This is a genomic window from Rummeliibacillus pycnus, from assembly GCF_050459865.1.
Classification (GTDB): domain Bacteria; phylum Bacillota; class Bacilli; order Bacillales_A; family Planococcaceae; genus Rummeliibacillus; species Rummeliibacillus pycnus_B.
On the sequence record NZ_JBCMNM010000042.1, the window covers coordinates 12,326 to 30,887 of the forward strand.

The 18,562-nt window shown below is 38.2% G+C and carries 15 protein-coding genes; 13 read left to right on the forward strand and 2 right to left on the reverse strand.

Annotated elements, in window-relative coordinates; all coding sequences use genetic code 11:
- Positions 1 to 103: 103 nt before the first annotated feature.
- From ABE048_RS10110 to ABE048_RS10130, 5 genes are all read left to right on the forward strand, one after another.
- On the forward strand, positions 104 to 577 hold the full coding sequence (locus ABE048_RS10110; RefSeq protein WP_430311070.1) for an SMI1/KNR4 family protein: 474 nt from the start codon (positions 104 to 106) through the stop codon (positions 575 to 577).
- The gene (locus ABE048_RS10115) at positions 564 to 818 is read left to right on the forward strand and encodes an Imm6 family immunity protein (RefSeq protein WP_430311072.1); all 255 of its coding nucleotides are present in this window, start codon (positions 564 to 566) and stop codon (positions 816 to 818) included. Before ABE048_RS10110 ends, ABE048_RS10115 begins: the two co-directional genes overlap by 14 nt.
- Positions 819 to 1,030: 212 nt before the next feature.
- Positions 1,031 to 1,486 (forward strand): DUF600 domain-containing protein, encoded by a 456-nt coding sequence (locus ABE048_RS10120; protein WP_430311074.1) that lies wholly within the window; start codon positions 1,031 to 1,033, stop codon positions 1,484 to 1,486.
- 218 nt (positions 1,487 to 1,704) lie between these two features.
- Positions 1,705 to 2,208: an Imm6 family immunity protein gene (locus tag ABE048_RS10125; protein WP_430311076.1), complete on the forward strand. Its 504-nt coding sequence runs from the start codon at positions 1,705 to 1,707 to the stop codon at positions 2,206 to 2,208.
- 75 nt (positions 2,209 to 2,283) lie between these two features.
- Positions 2,284 to 2,454, forward strand: coding sequence for a hypothetical protein (locus tag ABE048_RS10130; RefSeq protein WP_430311078.1), 171 nt, complete (start codon positions 2,284 to 2,286; stop codon positions 2,452 to 2,454).
- 175 nt (positions 2,455 to 2,629) lie between these two features.
- Here the strand turns inward: ABE048_RS10130 and ABE048_RS10135 are convergent, their stop codons facing one another.
- On the reverse strand, positions 2,630 to 3,031 hold the full coding sequence (locus ABE048_RS10135; protein ID WP_430311080.1) for a helix-turn-helix domain-containing protein: 402 nt from the start codon (positions 3,029 to 3,031) through the stop codon (positions 2,630 to 2,632).
- 427 nt (positions 3,032 to 3,458) lie between these two features.
- On the opposite strand from ABE048_RS10135, the gene ABE048_RS10140 reads away from it, so the two are divergent.
- The 8 genes from ABE048_RS10140 to ABE048_RS10175 all read left to right on the forward strand — a co-directional run bounded on the left by ABE048_RS10140 (position 3,459) and on the right by ABE048_RS10175 (position 15,075).
- Positions 3,459 to 4,823: a catalase gene (locus tag ABE048_RS10140; RefSeq protein WP_430311224.1), complete on the forward strand. Its 1,365-nt coding sequence runs from the start codon at positions 3,459 to 3,461 to the stop codon at positions 4,821 to 4,823.
- Positions 4,824 to 4,987: 164 nt separating this feature from the next.
- Positions 4,988 to 5,125, forward strand: coding sequence for a YfhE family protein (locus ABE048_RS10145; RefSeq protein ID WP_430311081.1), 138 nt, complete (start codon positions 4,988 to 4,990; stop codon positions 5,123 to 5,125).
- 564 nt (positions 5,126 to 5,689) lie between these two features.
- On the forward strand, positions 5,690 to 7,117 hold the full coding sequence (locus ABE048_RS10150; protein ID WP_430311083.1) for a protein adenylyltransferase SelO: 1,428 nt from the start codon (positions 5,690 to 5,692) through the stop codon (positions 7,115 to 7,117).
- 319 nt (positions 7,118 to 7,436) lie between these two features.
- Positions 7,437 to 8,210: an SDR family NAD(P)-dependent oxidoreductase gene (locus ABE048_RS10155; protein WP_430311084.1), complete on the forward strand. Its 774-nt coding sequence runs from the start codon at positions 7,437 to 7,439 to the stop codon at positions 8,208 to 8,210.
- A gap of 858 nt (positions 8,211 to 9,068) precedes the next feature.
- Positions 9,069 to 9,383: a hypothetical protein gene (locus tag ABE048_RS10160; RefSeq protein WP_430311226.1), complete on the forward strand. Its 315-nt coding sequence runs from the start codon at positions 9,069 to 9,071 to the stop codon at positions 9,381 to 9,383.
- Between the two features lie 185 nt (positions 9,384 to 9,568).
- Positions 9,569 to 11,536, forward strand: coding sequence for a putative thiazole-containing bacteriocin maturation protein (locus ABE048_RS10165; protein WP_430311085.1), 1,968 nt, complete (start codon positions 9,569 to 9,571; stop codon positions 11,534 to 11,536).
- Complete coding sequence (locus tag ABE048_RS10170; RefSeq protein ID WP_430311087.1) at positions 11,533 to 13,482, forward strand: TOMM precursor leader peptide-binding protein; 1,950 nt, start codon at positions 11,533 to 11,535, stop codon at positions 13,480 to 13,482. The genes ABE048_RS10165 and ABE048_RS10170 overlap by 4 nt, the downstream gene beginning before the upstream one ends.
- 21 nt (positions 13,483 to 13,503) lie before the next feature.
- Entirely contained in the window at positions 13,504 to 15,075 is a 1,572-nt protein-coding gene (locus tag ABE048_RS10175) for a SagB family peptide dehydrogenase (RefSeq protein WP_430311088.1), read from the forward strand.
- Between the two features lie 161 nt (positions 15,076 to 15,236).
- Here ABE048_RS10175 and ABE048_RS10180 read toward each other — a convergent pair whose 3' ends face one another.
- Positions 15,237 to 18,287 carry an efflux RND transporter permease subunit gene (locus tag ABE048_RS10180; RefSeq protein ID WP_430311089.1) on the reverse strand — a complete coding sequence of 1,017 codons (3,051 nt, stop codon included), beginning with the start codon at positions 18,285 to 18,287 and terminating at the stop codon, positions 15,237 to 15,239.
- Positions 18,288 to 18,562 lie beyond the last annotated feature (275 nt).

Genomic DNA, 18,562 nt, shown 5'->3' on the forward strand with positions numbered 1-18,562 from the left:
TAATTAAAAATGATTATGATATAAATGGAAACTTGATTAATAGATCCATTGTTCCTAAAGGTTATGAAAGTGTTGAAGACTTTTTATGGGGAGGCGGAATGAGATGAGAAATGATTTAACAAGGCCGGTACCGGATGAACCAGTTTCAACAGCATATATTAATAAGACGGGAAGACAGATAGGTTTTATATTTCCAAGTGATTATGTTGAATGTGCTGTTCACAATAATGGTTCTGCAGTCCTACCATATAACTTTGGAGTAGATGGAATAGCTAGAGTGTTTGGGACATTGCTTTCTTATGATAAAGATAGTAGTGAAAATATTTTTAATGTATATCGTAACTATGTTTCTTCTCTACCCAAGGGTTTAGTACCTTTTGCTTTTGACCCCGCAGGGAATTTAATATGTTTTGATTATAAAGATCATGAAGGTAATCCAACTGTAGTTTTTTGGGAACATGAAAATGCAGGAGAGAAAGAAATGTTAATGCGTGAAGAGGGTTTAACTGAAGATCAGGCTGAGGAACGTGTAAGAGAAAATGTATTTTACGGAAGAAGAAGACTTGGATATTGCTAGTCTAAGGTCACTCCTAGTGGATGCTATTGCTTATACATCTTGGGAAGCTTATAAAAAAGAAAAGGTAAAATATTTACCACAATCACTGGAAGGTATAAATAATGATAGTATTGATATCTTTACAAAAAGTACAGTTGAAACTAGTTTTCTAACAATAGATGAAATTGAAAGAATGGTATCAGTTCTAAATAATTTCAGTGTTCAGATAGTGAATCTTCAATTAAAAGAGAAGAATTTATAAAACTATTTTAAACATACATTAAATAAAAGAATTTGTTTGTGATAATACTCCAAGAAGTACAATATATTTAGTTTGTTTATTTTTAGTATTCTTATTAGCGGGGAGTAAAGTTGAACGTTGTTGGGAATAAATGAGTCTCGATTCAGGAAAAGGTAATAGATGGCTAGCTTTGAAGTTTACTACATATTAAATCTGGGGAGTGAAAAAGTAGCATGAGAGAATTTGAAGATAAATTTAGTGAATTGCAAGCAGATATGATATCCATTTGTAAGGAATATGTTGAAAATAGGGCTGATAAAGTGTATGTTTATGCTTCACGTGAAGAAGGTATTACTTCGGGCAGGTTCTTTTATTTGATTAATAATAAGTATGTAGAGCCTCATAAAGTGAATGATGCATTAGAGGATAGGGATGAAAGATACGATGTTTCAACAAAACGCCAGTCTATGGTATTACGTATAATATGTGAAGATATCAAAAAAGTAAAAGTATTATGCAAAGAATATGAAAGAGACATGCCAACTGAGATGAAATTAATATATGATGTTAAGAGTGGCGGGTTTAAAGCTGAATACAAGTATGATTTAGTATATACGAATGATGATATTAAAACAGCGGGGCATATTGCTGATGAGTGGTTTGAGGAAGTAAAAAATAATAACCTATAAATTTTTATATTATAGATATACTCTAATTTCCATTCGAAATTTTAGTGCAAGGTATCCAAATAAATTTGAAAATATAATAAGCTTCAAATAAAGTCTTCAACCTTTTCAAAGAGATTAGTTTATTTTGAAGTTAATGAAAAAACAGCAGAGATAGATAAAAGAAATCTCTGCTGTTTTTTTATGCAAATGGAAAATTAGTTGAGTAAATGAGGGGTATCATGTTAGTTACATTTGAAAAATTCGAATCAGATAGACAAGTTGCATTTTTGTTGGGGTTAAGTGAAACGGTTGTTGATTTGTTAATTTCTTCTTCAGCATACGAGGATATAAATAACGCTATGAAAACTTGTTGGGGATGGCTGGGAAATAAGTCATGTTCAGGAGATGAAATATACTACTTATTAGACGATGGGACGGAATTTACGGGGTTATTTATGCAAATGCAAGATGAAAATGATCCATTAAAAGAATTAGTTTGGGGTTGCATTGTAGATGCAATATCTTTTACTAATTGGAGAGCTTATCAGTTTGATAATGAAGAATATTTGCCTGCACCAATTGAAAATGTAGACGAAAGTATATTACAGCAGTTTCTAGATGGTTTTTATGAGATAAAACTAATTAATGAGGAAGTAGTTAAAGAGTTCATAAATTATTTAAAGGATAGTAATACATCGCTAAAAAAAGACGATATTATGTACTTTCTAAAAGGATTGTTATGAAATAAAAGTTGAAATTAACAGTAAGATTAAATTTAAAAGTAAGTAATAAAATTAAGATTTATGGAGGAATAGAAAATGAGTTTTGAGATGAAACCGGAAATCAAAGCAGTCTTGGAAAAAATTGAATTTGTAGATAGATATAAAAAATTATCTGAACACTTTATAGGTAATCCTAATGATTTAAATCGTTTAACAGTAAGCAAATTTTATCATCATAAATCTAATTTTAAGCTCAAGAGTATGTAAGTGTTGTGCAGAGATAACAAGGTTGTTTAATCCTAACTTCATAAACTCAGTAACCACCTACAAGTTAATCAAGTAGGTGGTTTTAAAGTTGTCTAAAAATAAGTTTTATATGTTGCAGTCTTTGTCCTAAAACGATTTGCTGTACTCATTTGAAGAGAAAAAATAAATAACATAACTATTTTTTTATTCGAGAATTTTTCATGTACGCATAAAGTTCGATACCTAGCATAAAGAGCGTTGCGATTAAGAATCCAATCATAAAAATTTCATGTACAAGTGCAAAATACGCTATATAAATTATAATTGCAACTAAAAATAAAATGACTAGAAAATGAAACTTTACTGTTTTTTCATTATTCACGATTTGCTTTTTAATATTTCTGTCACCTTTAATCAAATTATCTAAGCTAATATTCATTTCATCGCTTAATAAAATTAAATTTTCAATATCAGGAGCACCTTTCTCTTGTTCCCATTTTGAAATTGCCTGTCTAGTAACACCAATTTTATTTGCCAATTGTTCTTGGCTTAAATCATTTTTTTTACGATAATCTAAAATCGACTTGCTAATTTTCATTTTTATCACTCCTTTTTATATTTGATATCAACACCATACCAAATTTAGTTCAGTTGCAAACGAAACCAATCGTATCAAGGCCGCAACGCTCCGTTGCAATTAAAAAGTAAATGAAAAAATCTCTGATTTAAACCATACTCCAAATTATCAAATTAAATTACAAAACTACACCAATTCCATCCCATTTATTAACATCAGTTTTATTTTATAAAAGACTTTATTGTTTTTAAACAACTTTTTTATTCGTGAACAAGTGTTTGAGGAAAAAGCAAAAGTAATAAATGAGTGTGTGTTTACGTAAATAATACTGAATGATTAGACCTTTGAACACAGGGGGTAAATGATGGAAGAAAACAATAGTGGTCCACTGGATGAGTTAAAAGTACAAAACGATTCAAATTCTAATGAATCTCAGAACCAAAACACAATGTCTCAAACTCAAACTGATTTTGTTAGTAAACAAGTTCCGCCACATTGGAAAAAAGTTATAACTCATTCCCAAACGGTAGGAGATAGAGGACCTGTACTTCAACAAGATTCAGTTTTACATGAAACATTGGAGGACTTTGTTCATGCCAAAATTATCGAAAGACCAGTACATGTAAAGGGTTATGGTGCTTTCGGATACTTTCAGACTGAGCACTCTATGAAAGACTATACGAAGCTTAGCTTTTTACAAAATCCAGGACAACAGGTTCCTGTAACTGTGAGGTTTTCGTTTGCTGTTAGTACGAAAGGTACTCCAGATACTTCCCGTAATATAGTTGGATTCTCCACCAAATTTTACACAGATGAAGGTGTTTTTGACTTACTTTTCAACCATATCCCCGTATTTCCTATTCGAGATGCCATGCGATTTCCAGAATTTATCAAAGCCAATTCTCCCTCACCAGTAAACAATCTAATTGTTCCAGAAAGATTTTGGGCGTTTGTAGCTAGCGCGCCGGAATCTACACATCTTGTTGTTCGCCTATTCTCGGACGCCGGTACAATGAAAAGTTTTCGTCATATTCCAGGGCACAGTGTGAATACCTATGTATGGAGAAATGCACAAGGTGTTCGCTATTTTATCAAATACCATTGGCTTCCACTTGCAGGTGTGGAGTATTTAAATAGTCATGAGGCTGCCAAATTGTCAGGAGAAAATCCAGATATAGCTGGTCAAGATTTATATGATACTATTGCCTCCGGAAAAACTGTTGAATATCGACTTTATGTTCAGCTTATGGATCCAAATGACGTGGCAAAGCTTCCTTATGATCCGTTAGATCCTACAAAGGTTTGGGATGAACGGCAATACCCAATGCGAGAAGTTGGCCGACTCGTATTGAATAGAAATCCACATAACTATATGGAGCAGGTAGAAAAATTGGCCTATTCACCTTCCAATCTTTTAGAAGGTGCTGAATTATCAGATGATAAAATATTGCAAGGTCGTGCCAATATTTACACGGACTCACAGCGTCGACGCATAGGTCCAAATTTCCGTGACATACCAGTTAATCACCAAAAAGATTGGTCACCTTCTTCACTCGTAACAAGCGGTAGTGGTAGGTATGTGGAAGGAGAGCTTGTGAGGTCTGGTATCCCAAAGCAGGATGACTTTACACAAGCTGGTGAGTATTACGAATCTTTACCACCAGATCAACAAGAAAATTTAGTCAATAACCTAGCAATGGATCTCTCCGGTATATCAAATGAAACGCAAAAGATTGTCTTAAATTATTTGCATAATGCATCTTCAGAACTAGGGGAGCGTGTGAACCAGCAAATTGAGAAGCAAAAGAAATGATTGATTATTTTGACCGAAATGTATCTTAATAAAGCATAAAAAGGGCCACAGTAATGGAAAAACTGTGGTTCTTTGATTTTTTTAATTTGTCGTAATAAACTCAGGTATATCCATCGTTACATAGGAAAAACTGTAGAAGAGTAATAAAGAAAGGAGTGTTTTCGTTGAAGGATCATAAATTACCACATCAACAGTTGACGACAAAAGATAATGGACTAACATCGATGCAAGAAGTAATTTATCGAAAAGGATTCAAACGAGCTGTCAATGCAACTGAACAAAACGAAAAAAATAAAAAGTAAAATATAAAATAAAATGGACCTTGAATTAGCTTAATTTGAGGTTCATTTATAATTATTATGAGAGAGAATTTATATTTTCTATTTCGTGCTGGTGAATAGATTGAATGTTTTTTCGTGTCCGCAAGCTTTATACTAAAATTAGCTGTATCAACAAGAGAGAAGGATTTTTATGTAATTTGTTACAGCTGTTTTGGCATCAATCATATTTTTTAAGGCAAACATTAGGAAAAGAGATGTCGAAAGTACATATGCAGTTTTTCTTCTACCTGATTACATTTTTTTTAATGATAGGGTATGGATTGGATGTTGATTAATACAAATACTTAATAGATAAATCTTTTGTTTGAGATGAATCCGTTAAGAATGCTTGTGTCACTTGTTTTATGATATACAATACTATGATCTCAAAAAGAAAGGGCACTTATAATGATAAGATTAAAAATAAAATGATGGCCGATATGATTTCGCTAATATGGCGATATATCATGCACACTTTCTTGTCATTTTGTTGAAACAGTTTCACTCAAAAATATAAATAAGTATGTAAAAAAGCGAGGAGAAAATATGCAAGAAAATCAAAGCTATTTGTCACTACCTGCTTCTTTTTATAAAGTTGTGCCATTAAATCCGGTGAGTAATCCGTCATTTTTAGTTGTCAATGAACTATTAGCTGATGAGCTTGGGATTGATGCTAGCAAATTAAAAAGTGAACGAGCACTACAAATTTTAGCGGGCAATGAGATGCCTGAATCAGCAGCTCAAATTGCGCAAAGCTATGCAGGGCATCAGTTTGGACATTTTACAATGCTAGGAGATGGACGGGCACTATTAATTGGTGAGCAAGAGACAGAGCAAGGACTAAAAGATTTTCAATTAAAGGGATCTGGAAGAACACCGTATTCACGTGGAGGAGATGGACGTGCTGCAGTCGGCCCAATGCTAAGAGAATACATTATTAGTGAGGCTTTACATGCACTTCATATTCCGACGACGAGAAGCTTAGCCGTTGTTAAAACGGGAGAGCCTGTTTATCGCGAGTGTGTATTAGATGGCGCGATTTTAACTCGAGTCGCCTCTAGTCATTTACGTGTGGGTACATTCCAGTTTGCACGACATTTTTGTGATCAAGAGGATTTAAAGGCACTTGCAGATTATGCAATACAACGTCATTATCCTATACTTGCAAAACAGGACAATCGTTATGCTGAATTTTTCGGTCATGTGGTTCATCGTCAAGCGAAGCTGATTGCAAGCTGGCAGCAAATTGGTTTTATACATGGTGTGATGAATACCGATAATATGACAATTAGTGGCGAAGCAATTGATTTTGGACCTTGTGCCTTCATGGATACATTTGATCCGGCGACAGTTTTTAGCTCTATTGATAGAGTGGGACGCTATGCGTATGAAAACCAACCGAAAATCGGCGGCTGGAATTTAGCGCGTCTAGCCGAAACTTTATTACCACTTGTGCATGAGGATGAGGAGCAAGCTTTAGAAATAATGCAGGCTAAGCTAGATGAATACCCACAAGCATTTCAGCAATATTGGTTAGAAGGCATGCGTAAAAAGTTAGGGCTACAAGTAGCAATGGAAGAAGATGCATCATTAATAGACCAACTATTAACGATAATGCATCAACAACAGGCAGATTATACGAACACATTCCGAGGGCTTAGTACGGACCAACAGCTAGAAATTTTTGAAACAGAGGATTTTAAAGCATGGCAAAAGAATTGGCATAGCCGCCTACAAAAAGAAAATACAACTTTAGAAGCAGCAAAGGCCACTATGCAAAAGATAAACCCAGCAATTATTGCACGAAATTTTTATGTAGAAGAAGCACTCAATTTTGCTAATCAAGGTGATTTAACCTATGTTGAAACATTAGTTGATGCCCTAAGATCACCATTTGCAGTAAAAAAAGAGCATCAGCATTTACAAACCCCGCCAAAAGAAGACGGCCCATTTGTTACGTTTTGTGGGACATAGAATAAGCAAGATTCTATTTTTTTCTATACAAATAGAAAATTTAAGAAGAAAAAAGCGATTTTATGAAAAATAATTTAGGTTTTTGCAAAGTGGAGATCTACCAGGCCGATACATTTTACTTAGGTATCGGTCTAATTTTCATTATTTACAAAATAGCTTTTTTTATTTTAAATTAGTAATACTTAAATACAAATGAAAAGTTTTTAATTTTATTTAATTATAATTTATCTGTAGAATCAAAAATAGAAATGATTTATTCCAAAGACTTACTTTCGAGTTTAGTCTTTTACAGTTAAAACAAAACAGGAGAGATTGAAATATGGACTTAAAGTTATCTGGAAAAAAAGCACTTATTGTTGGAGGAAGCCGGGGGATTGGTAAAGCTACTGCCCGTCAATTAGCTCTGGAAGGTGTAGATTGTACGATTTGTTCAAGAAACGAATCCTCATTAAAAATGGCTGCAGAGGAATTAGCTCAAGAAACAAACAGAAATATCTATCCAATTGTCGCAGATACCACTGATCCCGATTCTATTCTAAAATTAGTTGAAAAATCAGCAGCAGCGATGGGAAGCATTGATATTTTAATCAACAGTGGAGCCCGCGTTGGAGGTTTTGAGCCAGAGGATTTTAATAGTATTAAAGAAGAACTTATTTTGAAAGATTTTGAAGAAAAATATATGGGCTATTTTCGTTGTATCCGAGCTGTAGCTCCTTATATGAAAGAAAATAATTGGGGACGTATTATAAATATAAGTGGCCTGGCTGCCAGAATTGGTGGCAATTATTTTAGTTCCGGTCCGCGTAATGCATCTGTTGTCCATTTAACGAAATCCGCATCAATGGAATTAGGAAAGCACGGAATTAACGTTAATGCTGTCTATCCAGGGATTGTTGATACGGAAATGTTTAGAAACCGAGTCACTAACGAAGAGACTGTGCATAAAATGGCATCACTCAATTCACTCGGCCGCTTGATTACAGTGGAGGAAATTGCTAATGTCATTACCTTCCTAGCTTCACCTTTGGCGGCATCGATTACTGGCGATGTCATTTCGGTAACCGGCGGAATTGGAGATACCGTTTTTTACTAAAAATCGAGGATTGATATTGTACCGGTAAAGATTTATATGAAATTTATAAAATCGTTGGAAAATCTATAGGAACTGTTAAAGCTTTTTCATTCGATCCATATACAGGCGAAATTCATGAAATTAAATAATACTTCTCAATTCCGTTTTAAGAACAAAACACCAGGGGAAAATTTTTGATTGTTTATTTTACCAAAATAACTTTTTCATCATCTTTCTTTAAAATAAAAACCAGACCCTAGCCATCAAGCTAAAGTCTGGTTTTTTTCGTCTTCAAATCCACCTCTCGCACAAAATTCCAATACTGTTCGACGAAAACCATTTCCTTGCTTCAATAAAATAAATGGACAATTGGCAAAATCCACAATAGGTAAGGTATTATGTTTTATCCCGAATTAACGGGCAGTAATACTCCCACCTCAAAATTCAGCGAAAGCAAAGAAGTTAGGTAGGAGATAAACCACCCGTAAAAGCCCGATTGGTTCGGGCAAACAAGATGTTGGTCACTCAGGTGTTGCCACAGGACGTGGCGTTATTAACCTGAGTTCCTGTATTTCAGTGGGGGATGAAGAAAACCCCCCACTGATTAAAGTTTCACTTTAGAAGAAGACATTTGAAATGTTCTATGCCTGGTTGATATAAATAGGCATTGATATCAGTAGCATTATCCGCCCATTATTCATAAATTGTTTAGGAGGTGTTTGAACTAGTGGATTCACCTATTACACAGCTGTTATAGTTCATTTTTATTTGTTTCCACTTTTATGATCATAGCACATCTTGTTAATTTAATTTCAGGAGGTGGCAAGAATGAATGATTTCCATAACGAACTCCAGATGTTGAATGTTGGCGATTTCAATATGAGTGATGCAGTTGCTTTGGACCCAAACGGATCCACAGGTCCAGTTGCACAGCTCAGTCCTCTCGGTGGCGTTGGAGGCATTGGTGGCGTTGGAGGCATTGGAGGCATTGGAGGTATTGGAGGTATTGGTGGCATTGGCCGCTGTTTTAGCTGCTTTAGATGCTCAAGTTGCTTTAGTTGCTTCTTTAGCTGTTTTAATTGTTTTAATTGTTTTAATTGTTTTAATTGTTTTCGTTGTTCTAATTGTTTCCGTTGCTCTAATTGTTTTAATTGCTCTAATTGCTCTAATTGTTTCCGTTGCGGTGGTCGCTAAGGTGGCCGTTGCCACGCTTACTATTTCCAGATTTCTAACAAAAACCGTGATTGCCAAGTCCCTGCAGTTGTTGCAGGGACTTTTCTCTTTAAGGTTAAACATATGAAACAAGTTACGGTGCATAGGATGTAATGTAATGTTAGTTTATGTCGTTTTAGGAATAACAATGGTTAAGGAGGAGCGAAATGCCAAATTTGACCCCCACGATGCGTCTGAAATTGAAAAGGGACACATTTTTTCACCCAGAGTCAAATGGTGGTGTGTATTTTCGAAATAATAAAAGTTCTTTTCGTGTGGAAGGTCAGGAGATCGTTCAGTGGATTGAAAAACTGATACCGATGTTCAACGGGAAGTACACGTTAGGGGATTTGACAGATGGATTGCCTGGTCCATATCGGGATCGTGTCTATGAGATTGCGGAAGCACTGTACCGAAATGAGTATGTTCGGGATGTGAGCCAAGATCTTCCTCATCAATTGGCGGATCAGGTTCTTAATAAGTATGCCTCTCAAATTGAGTTTTTGGACAGTTTCGGTGATTCGAGTGCGTACCGATTTCAAACCTATCGTCAGGCAAAAGTGTTGGCAGTTGGCGCGGGCCCTTTTTTTGTTTCGTTGGTTTCTTCATTACTTGAATCCGGATTGCCCAAGTTCCATATTCTAATCACGGACTCGGTGTCGACCAATAGACGGCGGTTGATGGAACTCGTGGCACATGCCCGTAAAACAGACATCGAGGTAGAGGTAGAAGAGGTTAGATCGCAGAAGGAGGGGGAACGTTTTTGGCGAGATATTGTTAAACCGTTTGATTCGATATTGTATGTGTCTCAGGAGGGCGATATTGAGGAACTCCAAGTTCTTTGTAAGGTTTGTAGGGAAGAAAAGAAGGTGTTTCTCCCTGCTATATGCCAACAGCGGGTGGGCATTGCGGGTCCACTAGTGCATCCAGATTCTAATGGGGGCTGGGAGTCTGCGTGGAGGCGCATACACCGAACTGTACTTTCCAAAGAGCAACAGTTCACCGCTTTCTCTGCAACAGCAGGGGCAATGTTAGCCAATGTAATCACATTTGAATTGTTTAAAGAGATTACAGGAGTGACCGAATCTGAACAGAGGAACCTATTCTATCTGCTTGATCTAGACACATTGGAAGGAAACTGGCATTGGTTTTTGCCTCATCCGTTGGAGGATGGACACGTGTCTAGCGAATGGGTAGCAGATTTGGATGTACGTCTTGACCTAGATTTAAACAAAGATGAAACGAATGGATTATTATTTTACTTCAGCCAGTTGACATCGGAAGTATCAGGGATTTTTCATATTTGGGAGGAAGGAGATCTAAAGCAGCTGCCTTTAGCTCAGTGCCGCGTTCAGGCGGTTGATATGTTATCGAAGGGACCCGCTGAGCTTTTACCAGACATTGTTTGTACAGGTCTGACGCATGAGGAAGCACGGAGGAATGCGGGGCTGGCTGGGATAGAATCGTATTTGTCACAAGCGGTTGAACTTCTCGTTGCGACCCTACCTTCATATCAGGAAAAAGGGGAGAATGGGGTAGAAATAAAGGAATTCATCGGAGTTGGAGCGGGGGAAACGGTTGCGGAAGGTGTTTGCCGGGGATTGCAAAGGTGTTTGGATAAAGAGCTAAGCATGCAGCTGATAAATAAAAAAAATCAGGTTGCTCGGTTGCAATTGGATACGGTAGAAGATGATCGCTGCCGGTTTTATTTGGATGCACTGTCCACAATACATGGCTCACCGACAATCGGTTTAGGAGAGGAAGTGAACGGTTTCCCTGTCATTTGGGTCGGAACGAATGACGGCTGGTATGGAGGTGTAGATTTGAATATTACATTGGCGTTGCGAAAAGCGTTACAACAGGCGCTTATGAAGGTACAATGCCCTTCGGCTTCCTACCTGGTGCAAGCGCAGGAAGTTTCATCCGTTATACCGGAAGAAAAGGTGCCACTAAGCCTTGTTATCTCCGCTTGTGATGAGGAAAAATACTCCGAGATTTTGCAGTCCGCAATACAAATCCTAGAAAGGAATCACAAACGGCTTTTAGTGTTTGATCTAGCATTTGAACCATTTTTGAAAGAAGGACTCGCAGGGCTGTTTGGCGTGTTATTACGAGATGAGGGAGGATTCCGGTGAGTGCCGTCGTGATGGTTGTTGGAGAAGGATTATTGGCTGACCGTATGTGTGAGGATCTATCCACTCAATACGAAGTAATACGCCGCTCCGATTTCGAGGAGGGAGTACCAGAAACGACTAATCTGGTTCTGGTATTGCACGATACCTTGAATCCTTCCATTCATAAAAAGTCGGAAGAGGTATTGCGGCCAACCGGCATACCTTGGCTGCGAGGATATGTTTCATATGGAGAAGGAGTGATTGGGCCACTAGTACGTCCTGAAATACCAGGCTGCTCCCAGTGTGCAGATAAGCGACGTATCATGGCCGGACGAGACCGTAAAGAGATGTGGGAGATGGAACAGAGGCTTAAGGCTAAGGCTCACGGTGGAATTTCGTGTGATGCTTGGGCATCGCGTACGGGACTATTGCAAATGGCGCACCTTCTCGAGGCACAGGTACAAAGCATATTAGATGGAGATCAGGCTTATTCGGAAGGGCGTTTATGTTTAATCAATCTAAAATCACTAAAGAGTTCATGGCATCCGTTTCTTCCTGACCCGTTATGTCCGGTCTGTAGTCGATTACCCAATGATTCACCAGCCGCGGCCCGAATTACATTGCAACCTAGTCTGAAGATTAGTACTGACAGCTTCCGCTGTCGCTCCATGGATGACCTGAAAAATATTTTAAGCAAGGAATATCTGAATGAGCGGACTGGTTTATTAAATGGTAGAATGTATGACCTCAGGCTGCCATTTGCCGATGTAAGTGTTAATCTGCCGTTGTTTATGGGAGACGAGGGTGTGGCAGGAAGAACTCATTCATACAAGGTTAGTGAGTCCACGGCTATTTTGGAGGGGTTAGAGCGGTATTGTGGTCTGTCTCCAAGTGGAAAACGAACAGTGGTTCATGATAGCTTCCGCAATCTGGAAGACCGAGCGCTTAATCCTCTCAAGGTAGGTGTGCATTCAAAGGAACAGTATGCGATGCCTAATTTTCCATTCAAACCGTTCGATCCTGATCGCTCCATCGATTGGGTTTGGGGTTATTCGTTTTTGCAAGAGTGTCCTATTCTAATTCCAGAGTTGCTAGCTTATTATAGCTTGGGCAGCGGTGAGGGATTTGTCTATGAAACTTCCAATGGATGTGCGGTAGGGGGTAGTATAGAGGAGGCCATTTTCTACGGTATTATGGAAGTTGTAGAGCGTGATTCGTTCCTGATGACTTGGTACGCAGAGCTGGCACTCCCACGTCTTGACCCTTATTCTACTAACGATCAAGAATTAAAGTTGATGATTGACCGTGTGCGGGTGGTTGGTGGATATGATCTCTTTTTTTATAACTCGACGATGGAGAACGGAATACCAAGTGTTTTGGTGTTGGCGAAAAACAGGAAAAAAGTGGGCTTGAATATTATCTGTGCGGCCGGCGCTCATCTGGATCCAATACGAGCGACGAAAAGCGCGATTCATGAGTTGGCTGGCATGATGCTAATACTTGATGAGAAATTAGAAGGAAACCGGGAGGAGTATGTGCGAATGTTGAAAGACTCTTCCTTGGTAATGAATATGGATGAACATGGGATGTTGTATGGATTGCAGGAAGCACAAGAACGCCTACAATTTTTGTTGGACGATAATCGGCCATTGCGAACGTTTGACGAGGAATATAAATGGAAGGCAGTGCATGCAGACCTTACGGATGATCTACGGGATATTCTTCAGGTGTTTAGGGGATTGAACCTCGATGTGATCGTGGTGGACCAAACGACACCGGAAATCAAACAAAACGGATTGTTTTGCGTTAAAGTACTGATTCCGGGGATGCTACCAATGACATTCGGTCAACATCTTACCCGAATAACAGGACTTGAGAGGGTGCTCCGGGTGCCAATGGAACTAGGATATAAGAAACAACCGCTAACACTTGGAAAGCTCAATCCATATCCGCATCCGTTCCCATAACCAGTAATTAGGAGGTAGAGGATGAATCTTGAGGCATTTCTGCACAATCTCCATTTTGATATTGAAAAGGCAAGCGAGCCAAACTGGGAAGTGGATTGGGATGATGCACCGCTTAATTTTAAGCTCTATCGTGGCTTACCTGTGATTCCGCTTTCTTTAGAAGTACCGTTGACGCTTAAAGGGATGGAAGCAACTGTAAAGCCTGACATAAGCAGAATCGGTCATTTTCTCTGGTATGTATTTGGTCTAACTCAATTTAGCGAGTCTGTAATGAACTTGAATTTCAGCGATCAAGCCATAGACCTAATGCAGTCGAAACGGCGGTTTGTTCCTTCCGGTGGGGCGCTGTATCCAAACGAATTGTACGTTTATTTGAAGATAGAGAATTTGCCTGCGGGTGTTTACCATTATGATGTTGCACATCATCGCTTAGTGTTACTGCGAGAAGGAAATTTCGATTCATATATATCCCGGGCACTTGGTAATCGCTGTGACATATCCGATTGTTTTGGTACTGTTTTTGTATCGACAATGTTTTGGAAAAATTTTTTTAAATACAATAACTTTGCCTACCGCCTTCAAGGGTTGGATGCTGGTGTGCTGATTGGACAATTATTGGAAGTAGCGAAATCTTTTGGCTTCGCAACTGGGGTATACTTCCAATTTCTTGATAGAGCTATCAACCACCTGCTTGGGCTTTCCGAACAAGAGGAGAGTGTGTATGCGTTGATTCCCCTATCGGAGGAATCAACAAGCTGTTTCAACAGAAGTAACATAGAAGGGGATGACTCTGCCACTGAATTATGCCAAGAGTTGACAGCAATTCAGTCTACTCATTATGTCCAATCACGAAGGGTTACAGAGTTTCCGATGTTAACCAAGATGAATGAAGCGTCTTTGTTGGAATCAACGAGATCGTTTCGGCAGATCAAGGAGGAGCAAATAAATTGTGAGGGTCAAACGGTGACTCTGCCTTATGAGAAGCAATTATCGTATGATTTGGCGTCGGCCTGTCGAAAGCGATTTTCACCGGACATAGATTTCGTTTTGGAAAAGGTAAGTCAACTGCAGCTTGCCACACTGTTTAAGGGAGCGATGGATTCATTCTCGTATCAAAATGATTTGGATGGAGTAGAAAAGAAACAGAAGTCCCGTGTCTCAATTTACGGATGTTTGTATAATGTCGAGGGCATTCCGAATGGTGCATATCACTATGACAGCTCTGCCCATGCGTTACGTCGAGTACAACTCGGAGATCAGCGATTACGGTTACAGCACGGAATGTCCGGAGGTAATGTGAATATGTTCCAAGTACCGCTTTGTCTACATGTGGCAGGGGACAAAAATCATTTCAAAACGGAAATGGGATACAGGGGATATCGCATCCAACAAATGGAAGCGGGTATGCTGGTGCAAAGACTCCTGCTAGTCGCGTCAGCCCTCGGATTCGGAGGGCACCCACTCCTCGGGTTTGATGCGAACATCTGTGATGAGATTTACAAAATGAGTCCACAAGAAAAAACCAGCCTTATCCAAATCCCGACAGGTCCGTATCGACACCGTGCTTGGTTAAGTGGAAGTCTGCATAGTTAAGTAAGTGGTAATGTGGAGTAGAGAGTACTATTGAGGGTAAAGATGTTAAAAATAACTGACATTGACGTAAAAGTAAAAAAAGATTGCAAAAGGATAAAATAAAAACCAGACCCTAGCCCTCAAGCTAAAGTCTGGTTTTTCTCGTCTTCACAGCAACGAGATTAAGCAATTGTTGATTCTGATTCTTCGCTTTTTTCGATAGTTACTTTCTTCATACGTTGTTTTTTCGATTTTCTAAAGTAAAGCAGTTCATATACACAAGGAATCACAATCAGGGTAAGTAGGGTAGCCATCGCTAATCCACCGATAACCACAATTGCGAGACTTTGCGATACTAAACTTCCTGCTTCGGCTTTCTTCAACAATAATGGAAGCATAGCACAGATTGTAGCCACTGCTGTCATGAAGATAGGTCGCATTCTTGTAGCTGTTGCTTCGATTAATGCGTCGCGAATGATCATCGTACGTTCGTTTTGTTTAACGCGATCTAAAAGTACAATAGCATTGGTAACAACGATACCGATCAGCATTAATGCACCTAAAAGGGCAGTAATATCCACTGAAATGCGACTGATGACGATACCTAAAATGGCGCCAATCGCAGCAAGTGGGAGAGAGCACAGAATGGCAATAGGTGTTTTAATCGACTTGAATGTAATGACCATAATCAAAAATACAATGCCGATTGATACTAGCATGATAAGGAATAAATCGGTAAAATCACTTTGTTGATCGCTACTTGCTCCACCGACTAGTACCTTGATATTCTCTGGTACATCGATTCCTTTTTTCTCTTTTTTATCTCCGAAAATCACTGTATTTACATCTTGTGAGATTTCAGATAGTTTTGCAGGATCAACAGTTGCTGTAACTCGAAGGTATGTTTTCCCGTCTTTATGGAATTGACTAGTTGACCGTTCTTCACTTTGTAATGTTGCAATGGATGATACCGGTACAAGGCCTGAATTAGTAAGCACTTTAATATTCTTTAAATCTTTAGGTGTTTTTGTATTTATGATAGGTTCTAGGAAGACTGTTTTTTGATTGTCATTTAAATTAATCGTGCCAATTGGTGTTTTATTTAACATGACACCTAACTGCTGTGCAACTTGTGTAGTGTTTCCTTTTGATGGATTAACCGTAAAGGAATACACGGTTTTCTTTTCTTCTTGATTGGTCGTTACTTTCTCGACACCCTTGATATCTTGTACGTTATCTTTAATATTGGTTGCTACTTTTTCAAGTTCACCTACATTGTCACCAACAACATCAATTGTAATATTTGTATTTCCGCCACCCATCATAAAGGAGGCTGCATTAACTTCTAAAGTGGCATCTGAATATTGATCTTTTTCTTTTTCTAACTCTTTGACTACCAGGTCTGTGTCCTTTTTATCGTCTAACAGAATACTGAAGCTTGCTTCTGTTGGAGAGCCTACAACGCCATATTGTGCATTTTCAGCAGAAGAGCCAACCTGTGTAAATACTTGTTTGACATTATCCATTTTTTGAATAGATGATTCAAGTTCAATTGACTTATCCTTTACTTTTTCAAATGGTGTATCATTCGGGTAAGTGAGCTTTGCTGTGACAAAATCTGCAGAAGAGTTGTCAACTGCACCTTTTGGAATCATAAAGTAAATGCCAATGGATCCGATAAAACAGAATACGGAAATCGTGAAGATTATCCATTTATGGTTTAAAGACCAATTCACGATTTTAGGGAAACGAACAGCTGGTTTATGTTCCGGAAGCTTTGTATTTTTTAATAACCCGGCACTCATTAATGGTACAACAGTTAATGCAACGAGCAATGAAGCAAGTAAAGAATAGGTAACCGTTAACGCGAATGGCAGAAGGAATTCTTGAAGTCCACCACTCAATAGACTCATAGGTAGAAAAACGGCAACTGTAGTTAGGGTAGAAGCAGTAATCGCTACGCCTACTTGCTTCGTTGCATCAATTACCATTTTTACAGAGAATTTCTCTGTCTGCATTTTACGGAAAATATTTTCTATCACGACAATACTATCATCTACTAGACGTCCAACAGCAACAGCAACACCGCCGAGCGTTAGAATATTCAATGTTACACCAGACCTTGATAGGAGGAAGAGGGTGAAACAAAGTGACAAAGGAATTGATACAACCGTGATTAAAGTAGTTCGGATATTACGTAAGAAGAGCATAATGACAATCGTAGCAAACAGTGCCCCAATAAGCACTTCTTTAATCATCGTATGAACAGAATTTTCTACCATATCAGCAGAGGAAACATAAATAACAGATTCCTGCTGATCATATTCTTTATTGATTTCTTTTGTGACTTTTTCAACTTCTTTGCTAATCGCCACCGCATTCGATTTACTGTCTTTTGTGACGCTAATGTTTAAGCTATCTTTTCCATTAAAACGGCTGATGAAATTAGCATCTGTTGCTTCTTTAATCGTTGCGATATCGCCAAGTTTAACGCCAGGTGCTACAGTTAAACCTTTTAATTTTTTTATGCTTGTAACATCACCGATGACTTTGATATTACTTGTTTTGCCATCAATATTTTTTTCACCGACAGCTAAAGCCGTGTTTTGTCCCTGAAGAATTCCCATTACAGATTGAAGAGAGACATGTTTTTCCGCCAATTTTTTTTCATCCAAACGGACAGAAATGATGGAATCAGTAATCCCGTAAACATCTACATGGGAAACCCCTTTGATTTCCTGATATCGAGATTGAAGCTCTTCACGTGCAAATTCCTTGTTTTCATCCGTCAAACCATCTTTAAAGGTAACGGCAATGTTGACAATTGGAATCATCGAAGTATTCAGCTGTGAAATGATTGGCTTTGAGATATTGGAAGGTAAAGTGACTTTACTAATTGCCTCAACTACATCTTGTTTCGCTTGTTTCATATCATAGCCTGATTCGAAGTTCAGATCTATTTTTGAAAATCCATCTCCAGTCGTTGAATAGACGGATTTTTTTCCATTTAAGCCTTTAACGGCATGTTCAATGGGATCAGTGACTTCGGATTCCATTGTTTTGGAGTCCGTTCCTTGGCCCATCGAAATAATGGTAACTTGCGGATTATCCGCAGTGGGTAAAAATTCCATAGGCAGTCTATAATAACTAACAACACCGATAATTAATATGAGAACGGTTAAAAAGGCGACTGCAGGCTTGTTACCAAAAGCCCATTTGGTAATACTCGACATTATAAAATCTCCTCCTAAAAACAAATTAAACACGAAATAAAATATACGAATAATACATACTGAAATATTACACTTTTTTGAAAATTATAATTCCATTAAAACCATTTACTCCCTTCTTTTGATTTCCCTTCCCTTTTATTGTAAGAAATATGTAAATATTCTATATCGGCCCTGGTGCTTATTTTATCTAAGACCTGAGACGTAGATGTACTAAGGGAAAGAAATAAATGAATATGAGAAAACATCGTAAGACCAAACTCAAAAAATGCCGTGTC